This window comes from Moorena sp. SIO4G3 (assembly GCF_010692305.1).
GTDB lineage: Bacteria > Cyanobacteriota > Cyanobacteriia > Cyanobacteriales > Coleofasciculaceae > Moorena > Moorena producens_A.
Window position 1 is genome coordinate 1 of sequence record NZ_JAAHIG010000150.1, and the last position, 19,718, is coordinate 19,718.

Sequence of the window (19,718 nt, forward strand, 5' to 3'; positions counted from 1 at the left end):
TAAGTTGGAGCAGGATTATAAACTGTTCCTAAAAGAACAGTTTGATATTGAATTCAACCAGCTATTTACAATTACCAATATCCCCGTTGGTAGAACAAAGTTTCATTTACAACGCACCAAGCTATATGCTCCCTATATGGTGTTTCTAGAAAATAGTTTCAATGCCAGTACGGTGGAGCATTTGATGTGTCGCAATGAACTGTCTATTGACTATCTGGGTAATGTCTACGATTGCGATTTTAATCAGATGGAAAATGTAGCAGCAACGTCTGGCACTGGAGAAAGGTTGACAGTTAGTAAACTGATCGAAGCAGGAAGTTTAGACATAATTGAGGAAATTCGCACTGCTTCCTATTGCTATGGCTGTACAGCAGGGTCTGGTTCTAGTTGTGGTGGTGCTTTAATTTGATCCAATCAGAGTTTTTTTTGATTATAATATGAATGGATTTTCATATTAATGATAATTCAACTGCTGACAAGTGCTGAATTATGAACTTAAAAAGTCCATCATCTCAAACCTTCTGTGTCCGTAAGCTGAAAGTTTTAGCGGACAACACTCGTCTAACTGTTATGCAAATCCTGATGGAAGGACCAAAGCATGTTGGGGAGCTCAAGGCTGTGTTGGGAATAGAGCAAAGCCTGCTATCCCATCATCTCAGAGTTTTGCGGGATGAGGGATTTGTGAGGGCGACGCGAGATGGTAAGGCTGTGCTTTATCAGTGTTCGCTAACCATTCGGCAAGGAAATGGTAGTAGAGCAATTGATTTGGGATGTTGTTGCCTATGTTTTGATTAACAAAGTGCTGAGTAAGGGCTCAGTTTTGAGGTAAGCATATGCGCTACTTGAGGTGCGTGCGCGTTCAGCCGTCAGCTAATGCGCATCACAGGCTAGAAGCCTGTGCCACGGTACTTGAGCTGGTAGCAGGCGCTTTAACTGCACGGGTTCGGATGAGTAAAACTTGCAGGGATTTTCAACCATCCGTAGCAGCATCCCCCAGCTTTTTGACTACCGACCGTTGATTAGCTGACGGCTGACAGCTGATCGCTTAATGCTTAGCTGAGCACTCTCACTAGTTTCTAGATAAGATGACTGATGATTGATGAAAAATTTAACAACACTGGCATCAATGTCTATGGGTTTAGTAGCTTGCTTTTGGCTACAATCCTGTGCCCAATCTCCAGAAGTAGCTACCCAATCAACAGATCAGTTGCAGGGTAAGTTGGTTTTAACCGGTTCTAGTACAGTAGCCCCCCTGGCATCGGAAATTGGCAAGCGTTTTGAATCAGAAAATCCTGGTGTACGGGTGGATGTGCAGACAGGAGGCTCGTCTCGCGGTATTGCAGATGCTCGCCAAGGAGTCGCTGATATTGGGATGGTGTCTCGTGACCTTAAGCAAAGCGAGAAAGATCTGCAAGGGTTTGCGATCGCTAGTGATGGAATTGGCATTATCGTCCATAAAACTAATCCGGTGCAATCCCTGAGTAATCAACAGATTGTGGATATCTATCAGGGCAAAATTGATAACTGGCAGGATGTGGGAGGCAAGAAGGCACCAATTACAGTAGTCAACAAAGCTGAGGGACGCTCTACCTTGGAGTTATTTCTGAAGTACTTCCAGCTGAAAAATAGTGAGATTAAGGCAGATGTGGTGATTGGGGATAATGAGCAGGGGATTAAAACAGTAGCGGGTAATCCTAATGGGATTGGTTATGTCTCCATTGGCACAGCAGAATATAGCAGCAAACAGGATGTTCCGATTAAATTACTGCCCGTTGCTGGAATAGCGGCAACCACAGAAAATGTTCAAAACGGCACATTTCCCCTATCTCGTTCCCTGACGTTAGTTACCAAAACTATTCCGGTTGGGTTAGATAAAGCATTTATTGAGTTTTCGCGATCGCAAAAGGTACAAGACATTGTTAAAGAGCAAAACTTTGTCCCCCTCTCGGAGTGATACTCTCCTAATCTCGACCCTACAAGGCTGTGCTGTGGTGGCTGGTGCTATCGTGGTGCTGATTGTTGTGTTCCTAATCACGGAAGCCTTGCCAGTATTGGGAGAAGTGGGATTACTCCCCTTTTTTACCGATCCATCCTGGCATCCTGCTGAGACTCTGTACAACTTCACCCCGATGCTTTGGGGCACCCTGTTGGTCACCGCTGGGGCGATGGTAGTGGCTACACCCCTGGGAATTCTATCTGCAGTCTTTTGTCAGTATTACGCACCTCCACCGATGGCTGGACTTTATCGACGGCTAATTGAATTGTTGGCAGGGATGCCCTCAGTTGTTTACGGCTTCTGGGGTTTGGTGGAGCTAGTTCCCCTAATTGGACGGTTTCAGCCACCAGGAGCCAGTCTCCTAGCTGGAATTGCGATTCTGACCCTGATGATTTTGCCAACTATTGCTCTGACCGCAGACGCTAGCTTTGCGAAAGTCCCCCCAGAATACCTACAGGGATCAGCAGCCCTGGGACTATCCCGCTGGGCAACAGTCAGAGGTGTTGTGTTTCCGGCTGCTAAGTCGGGGCTGTTTACTGGCTTGATTTTAGGAACAGGACGGGCGATTGGAGAAACTATGGCGGTGCTGATGGTGTGTGGCAATGTGGTGCAAACTCCCAAAAGCTTATTTGAGCCGATGCGAACTCTTACTGCCAATATCGCCTTGGAAATGGCTTACGCTATGGGCAATCACCGCTCAGCACTTTTTGTCAGTGGCTTGCTGCTGATGGCAATAATTTTGGTACTGGTAGCAATTGCAGAAATCATCAGCAAGGAAGGAATTTATGAGTAAGAATCCTCTGAAAACCAAGCCAAAAGCCACAACCGACAACTTGCAACCTCTAACCTCCAACCTACAAGCTTCAACAGTGATGATTTGGGCGATCGCACTGTTCGTAACTGCTGTATTCCTCTGGATTTTGAGTGATATCGTCTGGCACGGTGTCGGACAAATTAACTGGGAATTCCTGACTACTGCACCAAAGAATGCTGGACGGGAAGGAGGGATTGCTCCAATTCTGGTTTCCACTCTCCTAATTTTAGGTGTATGTATGACCGTTTCGGTTCCGATTGGAGTAGGGACAGCAATACTGCTAGCTGAGTTCACAGATACTAACAGTATTTTTGGGCGTCTGGTTCGTCGTAGCTTAGATGTGCTAGCAGGAGTACCGTCGATTGTGTTTGGACTATTTGGCAATGCTTTTTTCTGCAAAACCCTAGGGCTAGGCTTTTCGATTTTGTCTGGGGGGTTGACATTAGCCTGTATGGTGTTGCCAATCCTAATTCGATCAACAGAGGAAGGGTTTCGCGCCGTTAGTGATGATTATCGGCTTTCTGCCACTGCCCTTGGTTTATCCCGCACTACCACTCTCTGGAATTTGCTGTTACCAGCCGCAGCACCGGGACTAGTGGTGGGATTAGTGTTAGGGATAGGGCGAGCGATCGCTGAAACTGCAGCACTGATCTTTACTAGTGGTTATGTGGATCGGATGCCAGAGTCTTTGCTGGATTCTGGGCGATCGCTGTCGATTCATATTTTTGATTTGTCGATGAATGTAACAGGGGGAAATGCTAATGCTTATGCCTCAGCTTTAGTGTTGCTAGTGTTGTTGTTGCTGATTAATGGTACAGCAGCATCGATCACTAACTATTGGTTGCATCGGAGAGTGGAGTCTGTTTATAAGCAATCAGCAATCAGCAATCAGCAATCAGCAATCAGCTTTTTGAATAAAATATAGCAATTATATCTCCCATGAGGTACAAAGTGATCCCCCTAAATCCCCCTTAAAAAGGTGGACTTTGAGGTTTATAACTGTACCTCATAAATTCAATAAACGCTATCAGCTGATTGCTGACGGCTTACCTAATTACTAATTAACAATTCACATTAACAATTACCAAAAACAATGGTTAACCCTTTAGAAACAATTGAGCGATTACCGGTAAGCCAGTCTATAAACGACCCATTGATTCAGACCGATCGGCTATGTTTACATTACGGTACAAAACCGGCCTTTGCTGATGTATCGTTGCCAATTTATAAAGGTTCGATTACCGCACTAGTGGGACCGTCTGGTTGTGGAAAAACTAGTTTTTTAAGTTGCCTCAACCGCTTGACAGATTTAATTCCTAATGCTAAAGTAACAGGTAGGATTCGCATTGGTTCCCTGGATGTGCTGAGTCCTCGGATGGATGCGATCGCAAAGCGTGGTGCTATGGAGCTAATTGCACTTCGCCGTCGTGTTGGAATGATTTTCCAAAAGCCGAGTCCCTTCCCCTTCTCAATCTGGAAGAATCTGGCCTTTCCGTTGCGGGAACATGGTGTTAAAAACCGGGATAACATTGCTGAGCTCATCGAAACCGCACTCCGGGATGTTGGTTTGTGGCATGAAGTAAAAGACCGACTCCACACCTCGGCTCTTGCTCTGTCTGGTGGTCAAAAGCAGCGCCTGTGCATTGCCCGTGCCTTGGTATTGCAACCGGAAGTACTCCTGTTAGATGAACCCTGTAGTGCCCTGGATCCCATATCCAGCGGTGTGGTCGAAGACTTGATAGCTAGGCTCAGGGGACGCTACACCCTAGTGATTGTTACCCACAACCTAGCTCAAGCCAGACGAATTGCTGACTATACTGCCGTCTTCTGGGTTAAGGAAGCAGTGGGGCGATTGATTGAATACGGCTGTGTGGAGCAGATTTTTGAATCACCTCAACAAGCCTTGACAGCTGCCTATGTCAATGGAATTAGAGGATAAAGCTGTGCTCTTCCCTGGTCCGAATTCCCTTAAGCATATGCGCTACGCGCACGCTGCGCGAACAGCCGTCAGCCGTCAGTGGTCAGCCGTCAGCTTATTTTATTCAAAAGCTGATTGCTGATTGCTGATTGCTGATAGCTGATTGCTGATTGCTGATTGCTGATTGCTGATTGCTGATAGCTGATTGCTTACCCTAATTCATACTGGTGTCAGGCAACCAGTTAAGTTCCTTTCTCAGAGAAACATGGAGTTGATTAATCTCCTCGTTTTCCAGGATTTCTAATATGGCTAGATTCAACTTGCTCTGGACATCATAGTAGAGCTTAGGCTCAATCACAAATACCCTAATTTTAATCACACGAGCATTCTGTTCAAGGCGGGAAAATACAACTAAAACTTTCTCCTTGTTCAAGCCATCGATAGAGGTAACATTTTCTTTAATAGCCTGACAAATTCGCCTAGTTTGCTCAGCGGAAATCCCATCAATTTTTAGAGTTAAATTTATGCCCCACTGAACCGTATCGCCAGTCTTATCTGACCAATTTGCAAAAATTCCAGAAATCATTTGAGAATTGGGAAGTTTTTTGATATAACCCCACTCAGTAATAAGAAGCCTTGTACTTCTCAGACCAATATTAAGTATCTTAACCCTACCACTTACTCCGTCCAATACTATCACGTCACCGGGTTTATAGAGACCATCAGCGTAGATAATCACCGTACAACACCAGTCATAGACAATGTCTTTGAATAACAAACCTAAGGCGACACCTGCGCCACCGAGTAGACCGATCAGTGCACCGGCAGATGCCCCCAACAAAATTTCACTGGCTTTAATAGCAGCAATCAGGATTGCTGCGATTTGAAAAAGCTTTGGGAAGTAGGGGACGAACAAATCGTCGAGTTCAGTCTCAGTGTGTGCCGCTAATCCGGCTAGAAGCTCCCCCAATAGTGGAGCAGCACGGTACAGAATATAGGTGGCAATGAACAGAACGCTCACAAACAGAATCTCGGGGATTTTCTGATTCTGTGTATCACTAAGATGGGTGGCCACAACTAGATGTACTAGCCATAGTCCAGCGATCCAAATTAGCCAGCCTAATGGTGTCCTAAGAATCCTAATGAACTCATTGTCTAGGGTGGTTTCTGTACCGCTAGTCAGACGCTCGAGTCTGTGAATGATTATTGAAGTGAAAAAGCCTCGCAATATATGGGTGAAGAGGAGGATGAGCACCACAATAACTATCGTGGCAACAGGAATGTTGGGGAGCTGGAAGTCGGACTCAAAGATCTTTTCTTTGATTAGGTTGATTGTACTGTTGAATGTAGTCTTAAGGTTTTCCATAGTTTCAACCAAAATACACTAACAGAGATCGACCTGTGCTTAGTTCAATGGCAAGTCGATGGCAAGTCTCTTGGTGGAGTAATTTTACTATAAGTTGCGAATTTAACCAATACTCCTAGGTATGCAATCAACAGGATTTAGAGCAATTGATCGTTTGCCCAGCACCCTAGGAGCCAGTTTGAAACGTTTAATATCTGTTTGGAGGATACGTATTCGGTCAATCAACTCGGGAATTTACCGAAAAGTATTAGCTAGTACAAGACGGCAGAAATAGCGACGGGTGCGCCTTCATGGGGGACTTTATCTGTTCCGAAGCTGCATCGCTTATTCAAAGGATTGCTAGCATTTATATGTTACCTCACTAACTAAATTTTAGTTCAGCTGTTTGTAGTCTTTTAGGTCTTTTTTAAGCTCAACATGCAGGTGATCAATCTCCTGTTTCTGGAGGATTTGTAATATGGCTATGTTCAAGTCATTGATGGCAGCAAAGTAGAGTTTTTTATCAATACTAAATGCCCTAACTAGGATCACACGAGCATTCTCTTCAATGCTGGATAATAAAACGAACATTTCCTGCTTGTGCAATCCATCGATAGTCGGAATTTTTGCTTTAATAGCCTGACAAAGTCGGGTAGTTTCATCCGCTGAAATACCATCTATTTTCAGAGTTAAATTTATGGCTCCCAACTCCAACGTATCCCCAGGATTATGTGACCAATAATTAACCACAACTCCACCAATCATTTTAGAATTGGGAACTTTTTTGGTACCACCCAAATTAATAATACGAACCTTGGTACTTCTCAGACCAATACTGAGTATCTCAACAAAACCATTTATTCCGTCCAATTCTACCCAGTCACCGGGTCTATAGAGACCATCAGCGTAGATAATCACTGTACAAAACCAGTCATAGACAATGTCTTTTAATAACAAACCTAAGGCGACACCTGCGCCACCGAGTAGACCGATCAGTGCCCCAGCAGATGCCCCCAACACAATCTCACTGGCTTTAATGGCAGCAATCACGATTGCTGCTGTCTGAAAAAGCCTTGGAAAGTAGGGGACGAACAAATCGTCGAGTTCAGTTTCAGTTTTTGCCGCCAATCCGGCTAGAAGCTCTCCCAATAGTGGAGCAGCACGGTAAAGAATATAGGTGGCAATGAACAGAACGCTCAGAAAGAGAATCTCGGGGATTTTCTGATTCTGTGTATCACTAAGATGGGTGGCCACAACTAGATGTACTAGCCATAGTCCACCGATCCAAATTAGCCAGCCTAATGGTCGCCTAAGAATCCTAATGAACTCATCGTCTAGGGTGGTTTTTGTACGGCTAGTTATCAGCTCGAGTCTGTCCATGATTATTGAAGTGAACAAGCCTCGCAATATATGGGTGAGGAGGAGGATGAGCACCACAATAACTATCGTCGAAACAGGAATGTTGGGGACCTTGAAGTCGGTATCAAAGATCCTGTCTTTGATTAGGTTTATTGTACTGTTGATTGTACTCTTAAGGTTTTCCATAGTTTCGACCAAAATACACTAACAGAGATCGACCTGTGCTTACTTAAATGGCAAGTCGATGGCAAGTCTCTTGGTGGAATGATTTTACTATAAGTGGCGAATTTACCGAATAGTGCTAGGTATGCAATAAATATGATTTAGAGTAATTGCCCGTTTGGGCAGCACCCTAGGAGCCAGTTTGAAAGGTTTACTATCTGGGGTGCATCTGAATATTTGTAAAAAAGAAGGGGCCCGGGCGCGGGGAGTCTCCGGCCTGGGCGCAGGAATTTTATTAGAATTTTTGCCTAATTTCAAAGGTGCGCTCTTACCATTAAGAATTAAATTCGCGCTTATTGTCGCACCTAAAAGCGATGCAGCTTCGAAGGGATCCAGTGCTGCATCGCTTGTTCAAAGGATGGCTAGGATTTAGATATCACCTCACTAACTAAATTTGCCTTCATCTGTTTGTAGTCTTCAAGTTGCTTTTCCAGCTCAATATGCAGGTGATCAATCTGCTCTTTCTCCAGGATTTCTAAGATAGCTATGTTCAAGTCTTGCTTGGCATCAACGTAGAGGTCGGGTTCAACCACAAATACCCTAATCATAATCACACGAGCATTCTCTTCAATGTGGGAAAATAACACTACCATTTTCTGCTTGTGCAAGCCATCGATAGTGGGAATTTTTTCTTTAATAGCCTGACAAATTCGGAGAGTTTGCTCCGCTGAAATCCCATCAATTTTCAGATTGAAATTTATGCCCCACTCCAAGGTTTTGCCAGTCTTCCGTGACCAATTTTCTACAACTCCAGCAATCATTTGAGAATTGGGAACTTTTTTGATAGAACCCCAACTACAAATACGAAGTGTTGTACTTCTCAGACCAATACTTCGTATTTCAACAAAACCACTTACTCCGTCCACGACTACAAATTCACCGGGTTTATAGAGACCATCAGCGTAGATAATCACCGTACAACACCAGTCATAGATAATGTCTTTGAATAACAAACCTAAGGCGACACCTGCGCCACCGAGTAGACCGATCAGTGCACCAGCAGATGCCCCCAACAAAATCTCACTGGCTTTAATGGCCGCAATCATCACTGCTGCGATCTGAAAAAGCCTTGGGAAGTAGGGCACGAACAAATCGTCTAGCTCAGTTTCAGTGTTGGCCGCCAATCCCGCTAGCAGCTCTCCCAGTAGTGGAGCAGCACGGTAAAGAATATAGGTGGCAATGAACAGAGCAGTCACAAACAGAATCTCGGGGATTTTCTCATTCTGTGCAGGAGTAAGATGGGTGCCCACAACTAGATGTACTACCCATAGTCCAGCCAGCCAAATTAGCCAGCCTAATGGTTGCTTAAGAATTCTAATTAACTCATAGTCTAGGGTGGTTGTTGTTCGGCTAGTGAGACGCTCGAGTCTGTCAATGATTATTGAAGTGAACAAACCTCGCAATATCTGGGTAAGGACGAGGATGAGCACCACAATAACTATCGTGGCAACAGGAATGTTGGCGAGTTTGAAGTCGGTATCAAAGATCCTTGCTTTGATTAGGTTGATTGTATTGTTGAATGTACCCTGAAGGTTTTCCATAGTTTCGACGAAAATACAACAGCATAGATCCACCTGTGCCTAGTTAAATGGCAAGTCGATGGCAAGTCTATTGGTGGAATGATTTTACTATAAGTGGGGAATTGACTAAGTTGCGAATTGACCCAATAGTGCTGGCATTGCTGAATCTTCGAAGGAATATGAGTGGGGTGGGCATCCTGCCTGCCCGGGAATTGTAACGGGCAAGATGCCCGTTCCACAGCAAGATGCCCGTTCCACAGCAAGATGCCCGTTCCACAGCAAGATGCCCGTTCCACAGCAAGATGCCCGTTCCACAGTAAGATGCTTGTTAGACAGCAAGATGCCCGTTCCACAGTAAGATGCTTGTTAGACAGCAAGATGCTCATTCCACAAAACTATTCAAATCATTCCATTATTAAGCAAATCCCTTGTGCCGATAGTTCCCAGGGTCGTGCCAAGACCAGATGCCTAGATCTCAAATAGCGATGCAGCCTCGCTGCATCGCTTGTTCAAAGGATTGCTAGGATTTATATGCCACTTCACTAACTAAATTTCCCTTCACCTCACTAACTAAATTTTCCTTCAGCTGTTTGTAGTCTTGGAGTTCCTTTCTAAGATAAACATGCAGGTGATCAATCTCCTCTTTCTGGAGGATTTCTAATATGGCTATGTTCAAGTCATTCATGGCAGCAAAATAGAGTTTTCTATCAATCACAAATACCCTAACTAGAATCACACGAGCATTCTCTTCAATGCTGGATAATAAAACGAACATTTTTTGCTTGTGCAATCCATCAATAGAGGTGATCTTGGCTTTAATAGCCTGACAAAGTTGGGTAGTTTGTACCGCTGAAATACCATCTATTTTCAGAGTTAAATTTATGGCTCCCAACTCCAACGTATCCCCAGGATTATGTGACCAATAATTGACCACAACTCCACCAATCATTTTAGAATTGGGAACTTTTTTGGTACCACCAACAGTAATAAGACGAACCTTTGTACTTCTCAGACCAATACTGAGTATCTCAACAAAACCATTTATTCCGTCCAATTCTACCCAGTCACCGGGTCTATAGAGACCATCAGCATAGATTACCACTGTACAAAACCAGTCATAGATAATGTCTTTTAATAACAAACCTAAGGCGACGCCTGCGCCACCCAGTAGACCGATCAGTGCACCAGCAGATGCCCCCAACAAAATCTCACTGGCTTTGCTGGCCGCAATCAGGATTGCTGCGATCTGAAAAAGCCTTGGAAAGTAGGGCACTAACAAATCGTCGAGTTCAGTTTCAGTTTTTGCCGCCAATCCGGCTAGAAGCTCCCCCAATAGTGGAGCAGCACGGTAAATAATATACGTGACAATGAACAGAGCGCTCACAGAGAGAATCTCGGGGATTTTCTGATTCTGTTCAGGACTAAGATGGGTTGCCACAACTAGATAGACTAGCCATAGTCCAGCGATCCAAATTAGCCAGCCTAATGGTTGCTTAAGAATGCTAATGAACTGATCGTCTAGGGTAGTTTCTGTACGGCTAGTTATCAGCTCGAGTCTGTGAATGATTATTGAAGTGAACAAGCCTCGCAATATCTGGGTGAGCAGGAGGATGAGCAGCACAATAACTATCGTGGAAACAGGAATGTTGGCGAGCTGGAAGTCGGATTCAAAGATCCTTTCTGTGATTATGTTGATTGTAGTGTTGAATGTACCCTGAAGGTTTTCCATAGTTTCGACCAAAATACACTAACATAGATCGACCTGTGCCTAGCTAAATGGCAAGTCGATGGCAAATCGATTGGCGAAACGATTTTACTATAAGTGGGGAATTTAGCGAATCCTGCTAGGTATGTAATAAACAGGATTTCGAGCAATTGCCCGTTTGGGCAGCACCCTAGGAGCCAGTTTGAAACGTTGAATATATCGGGTGCATCTGATATTTGTAAAAAAGAAGGGGCCCAGGCGCGGGGAGTGTCTGGCCTGGGCGCAGGAATTTTATTAAAATTTTTGTCTAATTTCAAAGGTGCGCTCTTACCATTAAGAATTAAATTCGCGCTTTGGTTGGCGCCTTAAGCGGGCGAGTAAATCGCCCTTGGGTCGCACCTTGAGGCAAAGCCGACGCGGGGCGCGAACGGGCGCGCACCTAAAAGCGATGCATCTTCGAAAGGAGCCAGTGCTGCATGCCTTGTTCAAAGCATTGCTAAGATTTAGATATCATCTCACTAACTAAATTTCCCTTCCTTTGTTTGTAGTCTTCAAGTTGCTTTTCCAGCTCAATATGCAGGTGATCAATCTCTTCTTTTTCCAGGATTTCTAATATAGATATATTCAAGTTTTGCAGGGCATCAAAGTATAGGTCGGGTTCAATAACAAATACCCTAATCATAATCACACGAGCATTCTCTTCAATGTGGGAAAATAAAACTACCATTTTCTGCTTATGCAAGCCATCGATACTCGGAATGCTTTCTTTAATAGCCTGACAAATTCTGGTAGTTTGCTTCGCTGAAATTCCATCAACTTTCAGATTGAAATTTATGCCCCACTCCAACGTTTCGCCAATCTTCCGTGAGTAATTTTCCACAACTCCAGCAATCATTTGAGAATTGGGAATTTTTTTGATAGAACCCCAAATATTAATACGAAGTGTTGTACTTCTCAGACCAATACTGAGTATCTCAACAAAACCACTTATTCCGTCCACCATTACATCATCACCGGGTTTATAGAGACCATCAGCGTAGATAATCACCGTACAACACCAGTCATAGATAATGTCTTTGAATAACAAACCTAAGGCGACACCTGCACCACCGAGTAGACCGATCAGTGCACCAGCAGATGCCCCCAACAAAATCTCACTGGCTTTAATGGCCGCAATCATCACTGCTGCGATCTGAAAAAGCCTTGGAAAGTAGGGCACGAACAAATCGTCTAGCTCAGTTTCAGTGTTGGCCGCCAATCCGGCTAGAAGCTCTCCCAGTAGTGGAGCAGCACGGTACAGAATATAGGTGGCAATGAACAGAGCACTCACAAACAGAATCTCGGGGATTTTCTCATTCTGTGCAGGAGTAAGATGAGTGCCCACAACTAGATATACTAGCCATAGTCCAGCCAGCCAAATTAGCCAGCCTAATGGTCGCCTAAGAATCTTAATGAACTCATCGTCTAGGGTAGTTTCTGTACCGCTAGTTAGACGCTCGATTCTGTTAATGATTATGGCAGTGAACAAGCCTCGCAATATCTGGGTTAAGATGAGGATGAGCACCACAATAGCTATTGTGGAAACAGGGATGTTGGCGAGTTTGAAGTCCGTATCAAAGATCCTTTCTTTGATTACGTTGATTGTATTGTTGAATGTAGTCTTAAGGTTTTCCATAGTTTTTAGGAAAATACAACAGCATAGATCGATATCTGCCTAGTTAAATGGCAAGTCGATGACAAGTCGATGGCCAATCGATTGGTGAATTGATTTTACTATAAGTTGCAAATTTACCCAATAGTGGTGGGTATGCAATTTGGGATTGTGAGCGGCAAACATGATTGAGAGCAATTGGCGGTTTCCCCAGCACCCTAGGAGCCAGTTTTAAACCTTTAATATCTGTTTGTAGGAAAACTATTCGGTCAATCAACACTGGATTTTACCGAAACGTATTAGCTAGTAAAAGACGGCGGAAATAGGGATGCATTACTAGCTATTGCTTTGGCGATCGCGAATCAACTGCAATCAATCAACTGCCCAGTTTGGGTTGATTAGAGCCATGGGCTTGTAGAATCAAAAGTCCTGTGCCCATAGTTTCCAGGGTCTTGCCAGGAGCTGATGCCGAGATCTCGAATAGCGACGGATGCACCAACCTGAGGGGCTTCCCCCCCCACTCGCGCTTTTCATCAAGACAAGCATCAAGACAAGCTATTTACTCCTGCTTGGCCAGACTTGTCTTAGGTGCGCTTTCCTTGTCTTGATGCAGTCGCTGGGGGAACGGCAGTCGCTCATGGGGGAAACCCCCAAGACCGCGCTGCCTCCCCAAGACCGTAATGGTGCTTTTTCCGCATTAAGAATTAAATTCGCCACGGGTCGCACCTCTGCATCCCTAGGCGAATTAAATTCGCCACGGGTCGCACCTCAACCAAACTTGTAAACAATTAATTACCGATAAACGGCTACTTAAACTTGAAACTAAAACTTGATCATTTGCTAGACCTCCCAGAATGACTAGTTTATAGTCATCTCGTAAAGACGGACATAATACTAGCATGTTCTACTTGTGATATGGGTACCCTATTTCTAAAATTAATCTAAATTCTCTTATGTAGATGGCGAAAACAATACCCTATTGATTTGTTCTATTGCTAGCCTATCTCCCGATCTCCCCATCTCCCGATCTCCCCATCTCCCGATCTCCCCATCTCCCGATCTCCCCATCTCCCCATCTCCCGATCTCCCGATCTCCCGATCTCCTCATCTCCCCATCTCCGGAGCCCCACACTTTTATGATGGGTATTAAACCGGACTTGATATGAGGGGGATCAGGGGGATCAGCTTGTGATCAGCAAGTAACATCACCAGAAAGCAACTTGCTATCACAGACTTTTGCACTTTTGCATAAGTTCTATCTGTATGATTTACACTGATTCCCTGATTTCCTAAACTAGCTACTTATTGATTAAGGCTATTCTCAGTGAAAACTCATTAACCTAGGATTTAATAGATTCATGTATACTGAAAATATCTAGAAATGAATGAGCAGTTAAAACTGACGATTAACCCCCTCTAAAACTTATAAAATTTGGACGTTAATAATAGCGTTACTGTTAATAAATATGGGAACGATTGATAGAGGATGTGATATAATTCGATTACTAATTATTTTTTAATTCTAAAACTAATGCTATTTAAAAATCACCCTATTTCAAAATCACCAATTACCAATTACTTTTTAACCAGCTCATGAAAGTTTCATCCTCGACATCTCAAAATCTGCCCCAGTCCAAGATACAGCTAGGACTAAGGTTAGGGATTGGGGCAATAGTTCTAGTGACAGCTGCCTTAATTTTGCTATTTACGCCGGTTGGGTCTTGGCTGAAGCTGGAAAATCTGAGATGGCTTCAGGAAAGCATGGGTATTTTTGGACCACTGGGGTACATTCTAATTTATATTGTTGCCACAGTACTAGCTGTTCCTGATGCGATTTTAACCTTTTCGGCTGGTGCTCTGTTTGGACTAATGCTCGGGACTTTGTGGACTGTGATTGGTGCTACTTTGGGAGCAACGGCTGCGTTTATGATTGCTCGCTTTGTTGCTGGTGATTGGGTTAAGTATAAGTTTCAGGACTCTCGTTTGGAGCAACTCAGTGAGGGAATTGAGAAAAATGGTTTTTGGTTTGTGCTCTCCATTCGCCTCGCGCCAATTTTTCCATTCAATGCCGTGAACTATTTGTTTGGCTTAACACCAATTCCTCTACCCACTTATGTGATAGCCACCGCAGTGGGAATTATCCCGGCTACCTTTGCCTATGCTTGGTTAGGTCGCAGTGGTCTGGAAGCTATCAGCGGTAGTCCCCCCTGGCAACTGATCGGAGCACTAGTTGTATTAGCGGTGCTATCTACCACTCCCCTACTTTGGAAACAATCAAGACTTGGGCAATAACTCTATTTGTCGGGTGTGTTAATAACAGACCCTAGACCATCAGGGCGAATATAAAAGCGAATAAAAGTCGAGTTTTGCCTAAGTCCTGACCCTAAGTCCTAAGAATTTAAGGTGATTAAGGTAGAAGATTGATGAGATTGAACAGATTACTCAAAAGACGAAGCCTTTGGTTAGCGATCGCGCTATTTATTTTGGTGCTATTGTGTTACTCGACTCCTGTAAGAGCCTTATTTAACCAGAGGTTCCTAGTGCAACAGTTGCAAGGATTAGGCCATTGGGCAATCTGTTTATTTATCCTGGTTTATGCTCTGGCAACGGTTTTAGGAATTCCTGGCACAGTACTGACTATCGCTGGTGGTACAGTGTTTGGTTTAGTTTGGGGTACCTTCTGGTCTGTGATCGGAGCAACCTTAGGCGCATTGGGAGCATTTTGGGTAGCGCGTTACCTATTGCGAGATTGGGTTGAATACAAGTTCAGGCATCATAAAGCATTGGTCAGCTTCAATCAAGCAGTGATGCAAACACCCCTAATGTTTGTTTTAGCAGTACGCTTTGCCCCCATTTCTCCGTTTAATGTAGTGAATTTCTTGTTTGGTCTAACCCCGATTAGCTCGGTAGAGTATACCCTTGGCACTTTCTTTGGGATTATTCCTGGTACCCTCGCTTATACTTGGCTGGGAGTCACTGGGGGGGCAGCTTTGCAAGGAGGCGATCGCTTACCATTTTTCCTAGCACTCAGTTTCCTAGGTATACTGTCTGCCTTGCCACTGTTGGCAAAGCGAAAAAAGAAATAGTCTTCCTGTTGGCCATTCTCCTTTCCCATTCTCCTCATTTTCCGATCTTTCCCATCCTCCCTATCTCCCCTATCAATCCCAGGAAGTACCATGGCAAGAAAGCAACCTGGTATGAGTGGGTCAATAGGGAAAAAAATTTTCTGATCAACTACCCCCACTTGCTAGGCTTTTCCTGAAGCGTATCCGTAAGACCAGTAAAGAACAAAACAGGGATTTACGGGAATCTGTTAAATTTGTTAATATGAAGGGTGTAACCCCTCATCTTTTCCCTGTCTTGATGCAAAGCGCGAGTGGGGGAAACCACGGCAGTCGCTCATGGTTTTGGGTCTGTGTGCGGAACCTGCGTCCGCACCTGTCTTGATGCAAAGCGCGAGTGGGGGAAACCCCCTGTTCCGAAGCTGCATCGCTCTCCAGCCCCGTGGAAACCCCCAAGACCGCGCTGCCTCCCCTGTTCCCTTGCTGCATCGCTGAGGTAAGGGGAAAAGGAAGGTTCTGTCAGTAGTCCCGTTTAACTTAAACTTTACTAGTTAAAGTTTTTACCTTAATTTTTAAAACGTTAAGTTTTCACAAGTCCGGTGATACCGAAGGTGAGTGCTTGCCATTCGTTTTGTATAGCAAGACACTTAAGGTGAGCGCCTCCTAGGCCGCGAGGGATTGCTCGCGGCCTAGGGTCGCACCTCAAAGTGTTTTTCACCAAGTGTTCTTCACCAAACTTTCACATTTTGGAGAAGAACTACTATACAATACTAGGGTTAGCCTTCCCAAGTTTTTCACAATGTGCGATTAAACTCCGTGATTGACTCCAAGAACATCTCAACCAAATACTCACTAATTTTCTATGCATGTTGATAGAGATAAGTGTCTGTTAATAGCTCATGGGGAATAGGTAATAGGTAATAAGTAATAGGTAATTACGATATACAAGTGTTGTTTAAGGGCAGCAATAGTATGATCCTCAATTGGAAATTGGCAATTACCTATTATCAGTTACCGATGATATATACCCGAATAACTATCTCTATCCGACCTTAGATATAGGCGTAAAAATTAGGTTTAAGGTTAAGTGGGGTAACGCTTCCAGAATCGTTTTTACCCCTAGGTCTATTGATAATCAAATATCCACCATTGGCGACTTTGAGATTGGCAGGAAATGACTAAAGAACAGTATTCTAAAAATTGGTTCAATGGACAATCGTTAATTATTACTTTTTGCCTGTTACCTTCTCTAGTAATTATCGTAGGAGTAATCAGCGTGTTAATGGAAAACAACAATTTTCGATTAACGGATTCATCAAAAATTATTGTTAATCCAATAGAATCAATAATTAGTTGGTTCAACGACACGTCAGAGCGCAAAAAATCCTTATCAAGTGTTGCTAAAACTAGTTCTGAACAACTAGTAGATAAAGCGTCAATGATCAATCAACTCATGCTTCCTATTATCACTGAATATGAAGAAAATGGACTAGGTATAGGTATAGACAAAATAAAGCCTGGTTTTGAGGCCATTGGTTTTACCTTTAACCAGGGAGAAACTATTCATAATCAAATTAATTTGATAGGCAACAATACGGGAGGTACAGTATTAATTAATATTCTGGGAAATGTTAACAATATAACTCAAGCCTCGATCGCCACTAAAATTCCCTATAAATACTCTCATGAAAGCCAAGCTGCTTTACTTTTAGGATTATTCATTAGGGTAGTATCACCGGAATGGGAAAATGGTATGGCTTGGATTAACTATGGGTTGAAAGAACTTAGTGAAAACCAGAAAAGTTTATTAATCACGGAACAAAAAAACTATCAGATTCACTTAAGGTTTGACCGAGAGGTAGATTTGGTGATTCTCACCATAAAATCCCGCTCTAAATCCTAAGGAAATAGTCACCTGTAATGGAAGCCAACTACAACAGATATGTTGAATTGCGTAATAAACCTTCACCACAATGGCTGATGTCTGTAGATATCTATTTTTTGGGAGATTACAACAGATAAAAGGCAACAGAAACGTTTATGCTTCTGTTGCCTTTTACGTAATGGTGAAGAGTTTTCAACCCTTAACACAAACAACCTGCTTCAGAGTTGCCACTACCTCAACTAGATCTGACTGATTAGCCATCACTTGATCAATTGGCTTATAAGCACCTGGGATTTCATCGATAACGTCCTTATCCTTACGGCACTCAACACCTTTAGTTTGCTCAACTAAATCATCAATGGTGAACTGCTTTTTTGCTTTGGTGCGAGACATCAAACGACCAGCACCATGAGCACAGCTGCAGTAGCTGTCATGATTGCCTTTACCCTTAACAATGAAAGACTTTGCCCCCATGGAACCAGGGATGATACCATAGTCGTCCGTACGAGCTCGCACTGCTCCTTTTCGAGTGACATAAACCTCTTCGGAGAAATGCATTTCTTTCTCGGCATAGTTGTGATGGCAGTTAACTGACAACAAGGGCTTGAACGACTTACCACCAGCCAGATGTTTTTCAACAATTCGCTTGAAGCGAGCCATCATGATATCACGATTGTAACGGGCATAGTTTTGTGCCCATTGCAAATCCCGCCAGTAGGCAGCAAATTCAGGGGTTCCTGCCACAAAGTATGCTAAATCTCGGTCAGGAAGGTTAGTATGTGCCAGCTTTGCTAATTCTTTAGCAGTATTAATGTGGCACTTAGCTAGCTGATTACCAATATGCCGTGAACCGGAGTGTAGCATCAGCCACACTTGGTTTTCGGTATCAAGACACAATTCAATGAAATGATTGCCACCACCAAGGGAACCCAGCTGTTTCATGGATTTTCCATCTAGCCGTTGCACACCTGGATGAAGTTCCTTAAAGTCACGCCAGCCTTGCCAGTTTACTACTGGTTTTTCGATATCTTTGTTTTCATTAAAGCCAACGGGAATAGCTGCTTCAATCTCCAAGCGAATCTTCTTGAGCTTGCCCTCCAATTGGTCTGCCACAAAAGGGGTTTTGATGGCAGACATGCCACAGTTGTGAACAAACACACCAGCGGTCAAGGCAAAGTTATGATACTTTGGCACGGTTAGGCAGTAGACATCTTGTCTTTCCTGAAGTGGTAAGATCTTGACGACTTTGTGATTTGCCCCCCCTACCAGATTTGAGCTTGGATGCTCGGCAGGATCAACATTATGGTGATCAATATGGTGATCAATATGGTGGTCAATGACTGTTCTATGACCTGGAAAAGATGGTACTCTTCCTGACAATTGAGATTCTAACCATTCAGAGGCAGGGATATCAGTGGTAGGGATATCAGAGGCAGGGATATCAGTGGCAGAGATAATCCCATGTGCCTTTTGCCATCTTCCAGAATAGGGTTGCTGGATTAAGGTGTAACCATCTTTATCGATTTGGGAGTAGAAAGGCATCAAGGATGTCCCTGGTTTGAGGTCACGGGCTTCCCGGTAACTGCCATCCCTGAGCATGAATCGATGATCGGGAGTACATTTAATTTCTTCTGAGTTGTCGAGAACGACCTTTAAGAGTAGTTGGTTACGGCGGGTTAATTTGGCTGTAGCCTTAGCTGCGACAATTTTTCCGGTTTGTGTGCAGGAGTAGACAATAATTTCTCGCTGACTGCTGGCTAGTGCTTCGAGGGTGTAAGATTTGCCATCAACCAAGGGAACGAGGGTATCACCTGTAAAACAACCAATATCTACCCCAACAGCTGCTGGCAGGATGGCATCTTTGGTGGCAATTACAGAGCCAACTAATGAGCCTTTACCTAGGTGAACGTCTGGCATTAATGCGACGTGCTTAAACACAAATGGCAGAGACGCCACATTTTTCGCCATTTGGGTTTCCTGAGCAGCTAGGGAGTGATTCGCCCAAGACAGCACAGGTTTTGGGGTGGAGAGGTCTAGTTTTTCGTAAGGCATAACAATAATTATCTTTGTTTTATATTACATACATAATACACAATAACTACAAACTTGTCCATAAAGTTGAATCTAAGGATCAGGTGATCATCACAAGTTTTCTTGAAGCAATCTGTGGACAGTTTAGTAACTGTCACACTATCCCCTGTCCAGGTAAAATACTCTTCACCTGAAACCTAGCCAGACTCT

18 protein-coding genes and 1 pseudogene are annotated in these 19,718 nt (G+C 43.8%); 11 read left to right on the top strand and 8 right to left on the bottom strand.

What is annotated here, in order from left to right; all coding sequences use genetic code 11:
* The 6 genes from F6J99_RS23725 to F6J99_RS23750 all read left to right on the top strand — a co-directional run.
* The coding region (locus F6J99_RS23725) for a DUF3641 domain-containing protein (protein WP_293115891.1) at positions 1–409 on the top strand (409 nt) is incomplete at its 5' end.
* A gap of 80 nt (positions 410–489) precedes the next feature.
* Positions 490–795 (top strand): metalloregulator ArsR/SmtB family transcription factor, encoded by a 306-nt coding sequence (locus F6J99_RS23730; protein WP_070391463.1) that lies wholly within the window; start codon positions 490–492, stop codon positions 793–795.
* Positions 796–1,099: 304 nt separating this feature from the next.
* Positions 1,100–1,954: a phosphate ABC transporter substrate-binding protein gene (locus F6J99_RS23735; protein WP_293115894.1), complete on the top strand. Its 855-nt coding sequence runs from the start codon at positions 1,100–1,102 to the stop codon at positions 1,952–1,954.
* Complete coding sequence (gene pstC, locus F6J99_RS23740; protein ID WP_293115896.1) at positions 1,935–2,789, top strand: phosphate ABC transporter permease subunit PstC; 855 nt, start codon at positions 1,935–1,937, stop codon at positions 2,787–2,789. Before F6J99_RS23735 ends, pstC begins: the two co-directional genes overlap by 20 nt.
* A complete protein-coding gene (pstA, locus tag F6J99_RS23745; RefSeq protein WP_293115898.1) occupies positions 2,782–3,735 on the top strand; it encodes a phosphate ABC transporter permease PstA in 954 nt (317 codons plus the stop codon). Before pstC ends, pstA begins: the two co-directional genes overlap by 8 nt.
* A gap of 168 nt (positions 3,736–3,903) precedes the next feature.
* On the top strand, positions 3,904–4,749 hold the full coding sequence (locus F6J99_RS23750; protein WP_293115900.1) for a phosphate ABC transporter ATP-binding protein: 846 nt from the start codon (positions 3,904–3,906) through the stop codon (positions 4,747–4,749).
* 193 nt (positions 4,750–4,942) lie between these two features.
* On the opposite strand, the gene F6J99_RS23755 is transcribed toward F6J99_RS23750, so the two are convergent.
* The 6 genes from F6J99_RS23755 to F6J99_RS23780 all read right to left on the bottom strand — a co-directional run bounded on the left by F6J99_RS23755 (position 4,943) and on the right by F6J99_RS23780 (position 12,554).
* Positions 4,943–6,106: a mechanosensitive ion channel domain-containing protein gene (locus F6J99_RS23755; protein WP_293115902.1), complete on the bottom strand. Its 1,164-nt coding sequence runs from the start codon at positions 6,104–6,106 to the stop codon at positions 4,943–4,945.
* A gap of 360 nt (positions 6,107–6,466) precedes the next feature.
* A complete protein-coding gene (locus F6J99_RS23760) occupies positions 6,467–7,453 on the bottom strand; it encodes a mechanosensitive ion channel domain-containing protein (RefSeq protein ID WP_293115904.1) in 987 nt (328 codons plus the stop codon).
* 563 nt (positions 7,454–8,016) lie between these two features.
* Positions 8,017–9,195 (bottom strand): mechanosensitive ion channel domain-containing protein, encoded by a 1,179-nt coding sequence (locus F6J99_RS23765; protein WP_293115905.1) that lies wholly within the window; start codon positions 9,193–9,195, stop codon positions 8,017–8,019.
* Complete coding sequence (locus F6J99_RS23770; protein WP_293115907.1) at positions 9,153–9,560, bottom strand: hypothetical protein; 408 nt, start codon at positions 9,558–9,560, stop codon at positions 9,153–9,155. The genes F6J99_RS23765 and F6J99_RS23770 overlap by 43 nt, the downstream gene beginning before the upstream one ends.
* Before the next feature lie 134 nt (positions 9,561–9,694).
* Positions 9,695–10,903 carry a mechanosensitive ion channel domain-containing protein gene (locus tag F6J99_RS23775; protein ID WP_293115909.1) on the bottom strand — a complete coding sequence of 403 codons (1,209 nt, stop codon included), beginning with the start codon at positions 10,901–10,903 and terminating at the stop codon, positions 9,695–9,697.
* 472 nt (positions 10,904–11,375) lie between these two features.
* The gene (locus tag F6J99_RS23780; protein ID WP_293115911.1) at positions 11,376–12,554 is read right to left on the bottom strand and encodes a mechanosensitive ion channel domain-containing protein; all 1,179 of its coding nucleotides are present in this window, start codon (positions 12,552–12,554) and stop codon (positions 11,376–11,378) included.
* A gap of 613 nt (positions 12,555–13,167) precedes the next feature.
* On the opposite strand from F6J99_RS23780, the gene F6J99_RS23785 reads away from it, so the two are divergent.
* The 5 genes from F6J99_RS23785 to F6J99_RS23805 all read left to right on the top strand — a co-directional run bounded on the left by F6J99_RS23785 (position 13,168) and on the right by F6J99_RS23805 (position 17,495).
* Positions 13,168–13,314, top strand: coding sequence for a hypothetical protein (locus F6J99_RS23785; RefSeq protein ID WP_293115913.1), 147 nt, complete (start codon positions 13,168–13,170; stop codon positions 13,312–13,314).
* 809 nt (positions 13,315–14,123) lie between these two features.
* On the top strand, positions 14,124–14,822 hold the full coding sequence (locus tag F6J99_RS23790; protein WP_293115915.1) for a TVP38/TMEM64 family protein: 699 nt from the start codon (positions 14,124–14,126) through the stop codon (positions 14,820–14,822).
* A gap of 131 nt (positions 14,823–14,953) precedes the next feature.
* Positions 14,954–15,616 carry a TVP38/TMEM64 family protein gene (locus tag F6J99_RS23795; protein WP_149030818.1) on the top strand — a complete coding sequence of 221 codons (663 nt, stop codon included), beginning with the start codon at positions 14,954–14,956 and terminating at the stop codon, positions 15,614–15,616.
* A gap of 290 nt (positions 15,617–15,906) precedes the next feature.
* Positions 15,907–16,092, top strand: coding sequence for a hypothetical protein (locus F6J99_RS23800; protein ID WP_293115918.1), 186 nt, complete (start codon positions 15,907–15,909; stop codon positions 16,090–16,092).
* Positions 16,093–16,766: 674 nt separating this feature from the next.
* Positions 16,767–17,495 (top strand): hypothetical protein, encoded by a 729-nt coding sequence (locus tag F6J99_RS23805; RefSeq protein ID WP_293115920.1) that lies wholly within the window; start codon positions 16,767–16,769, stop codon positions 17,493–17,495.
* Between the two features lie 174 nt (positions 17,496–17,669).
* On the opposite strand, the gene F6J99_RS23810 is transcribed toward F6J99_RS23805, so the two are convergent.
* Together F6J99_RS23810 and F6J99_RS45675 are read right to left on the bottom strand one after the other, a co-directional pair.
* A complete protein-coding gene (locus tag F6J99_RS23810) occupies positions 17,670–19,304 on the bottom strand; it encodes an RtcB family protein (RefSeq protein ID WP_365974012.1) in 1,635 nt (544 codons plus the stop codon).
* Positions 19,296–19,529 (bottom strand): annotated as a pseudogene (locus F6J99_RS45675) (RtcB family protein); the annotation flags it as partial. The pseudogene F6J99_RS45675 and the gene F6J99_RS23810, both read right to left, overlap by 9 nt.
* Between the last annotated feature and the right edge of the window lie 189 nt (positions 19,530–19,718).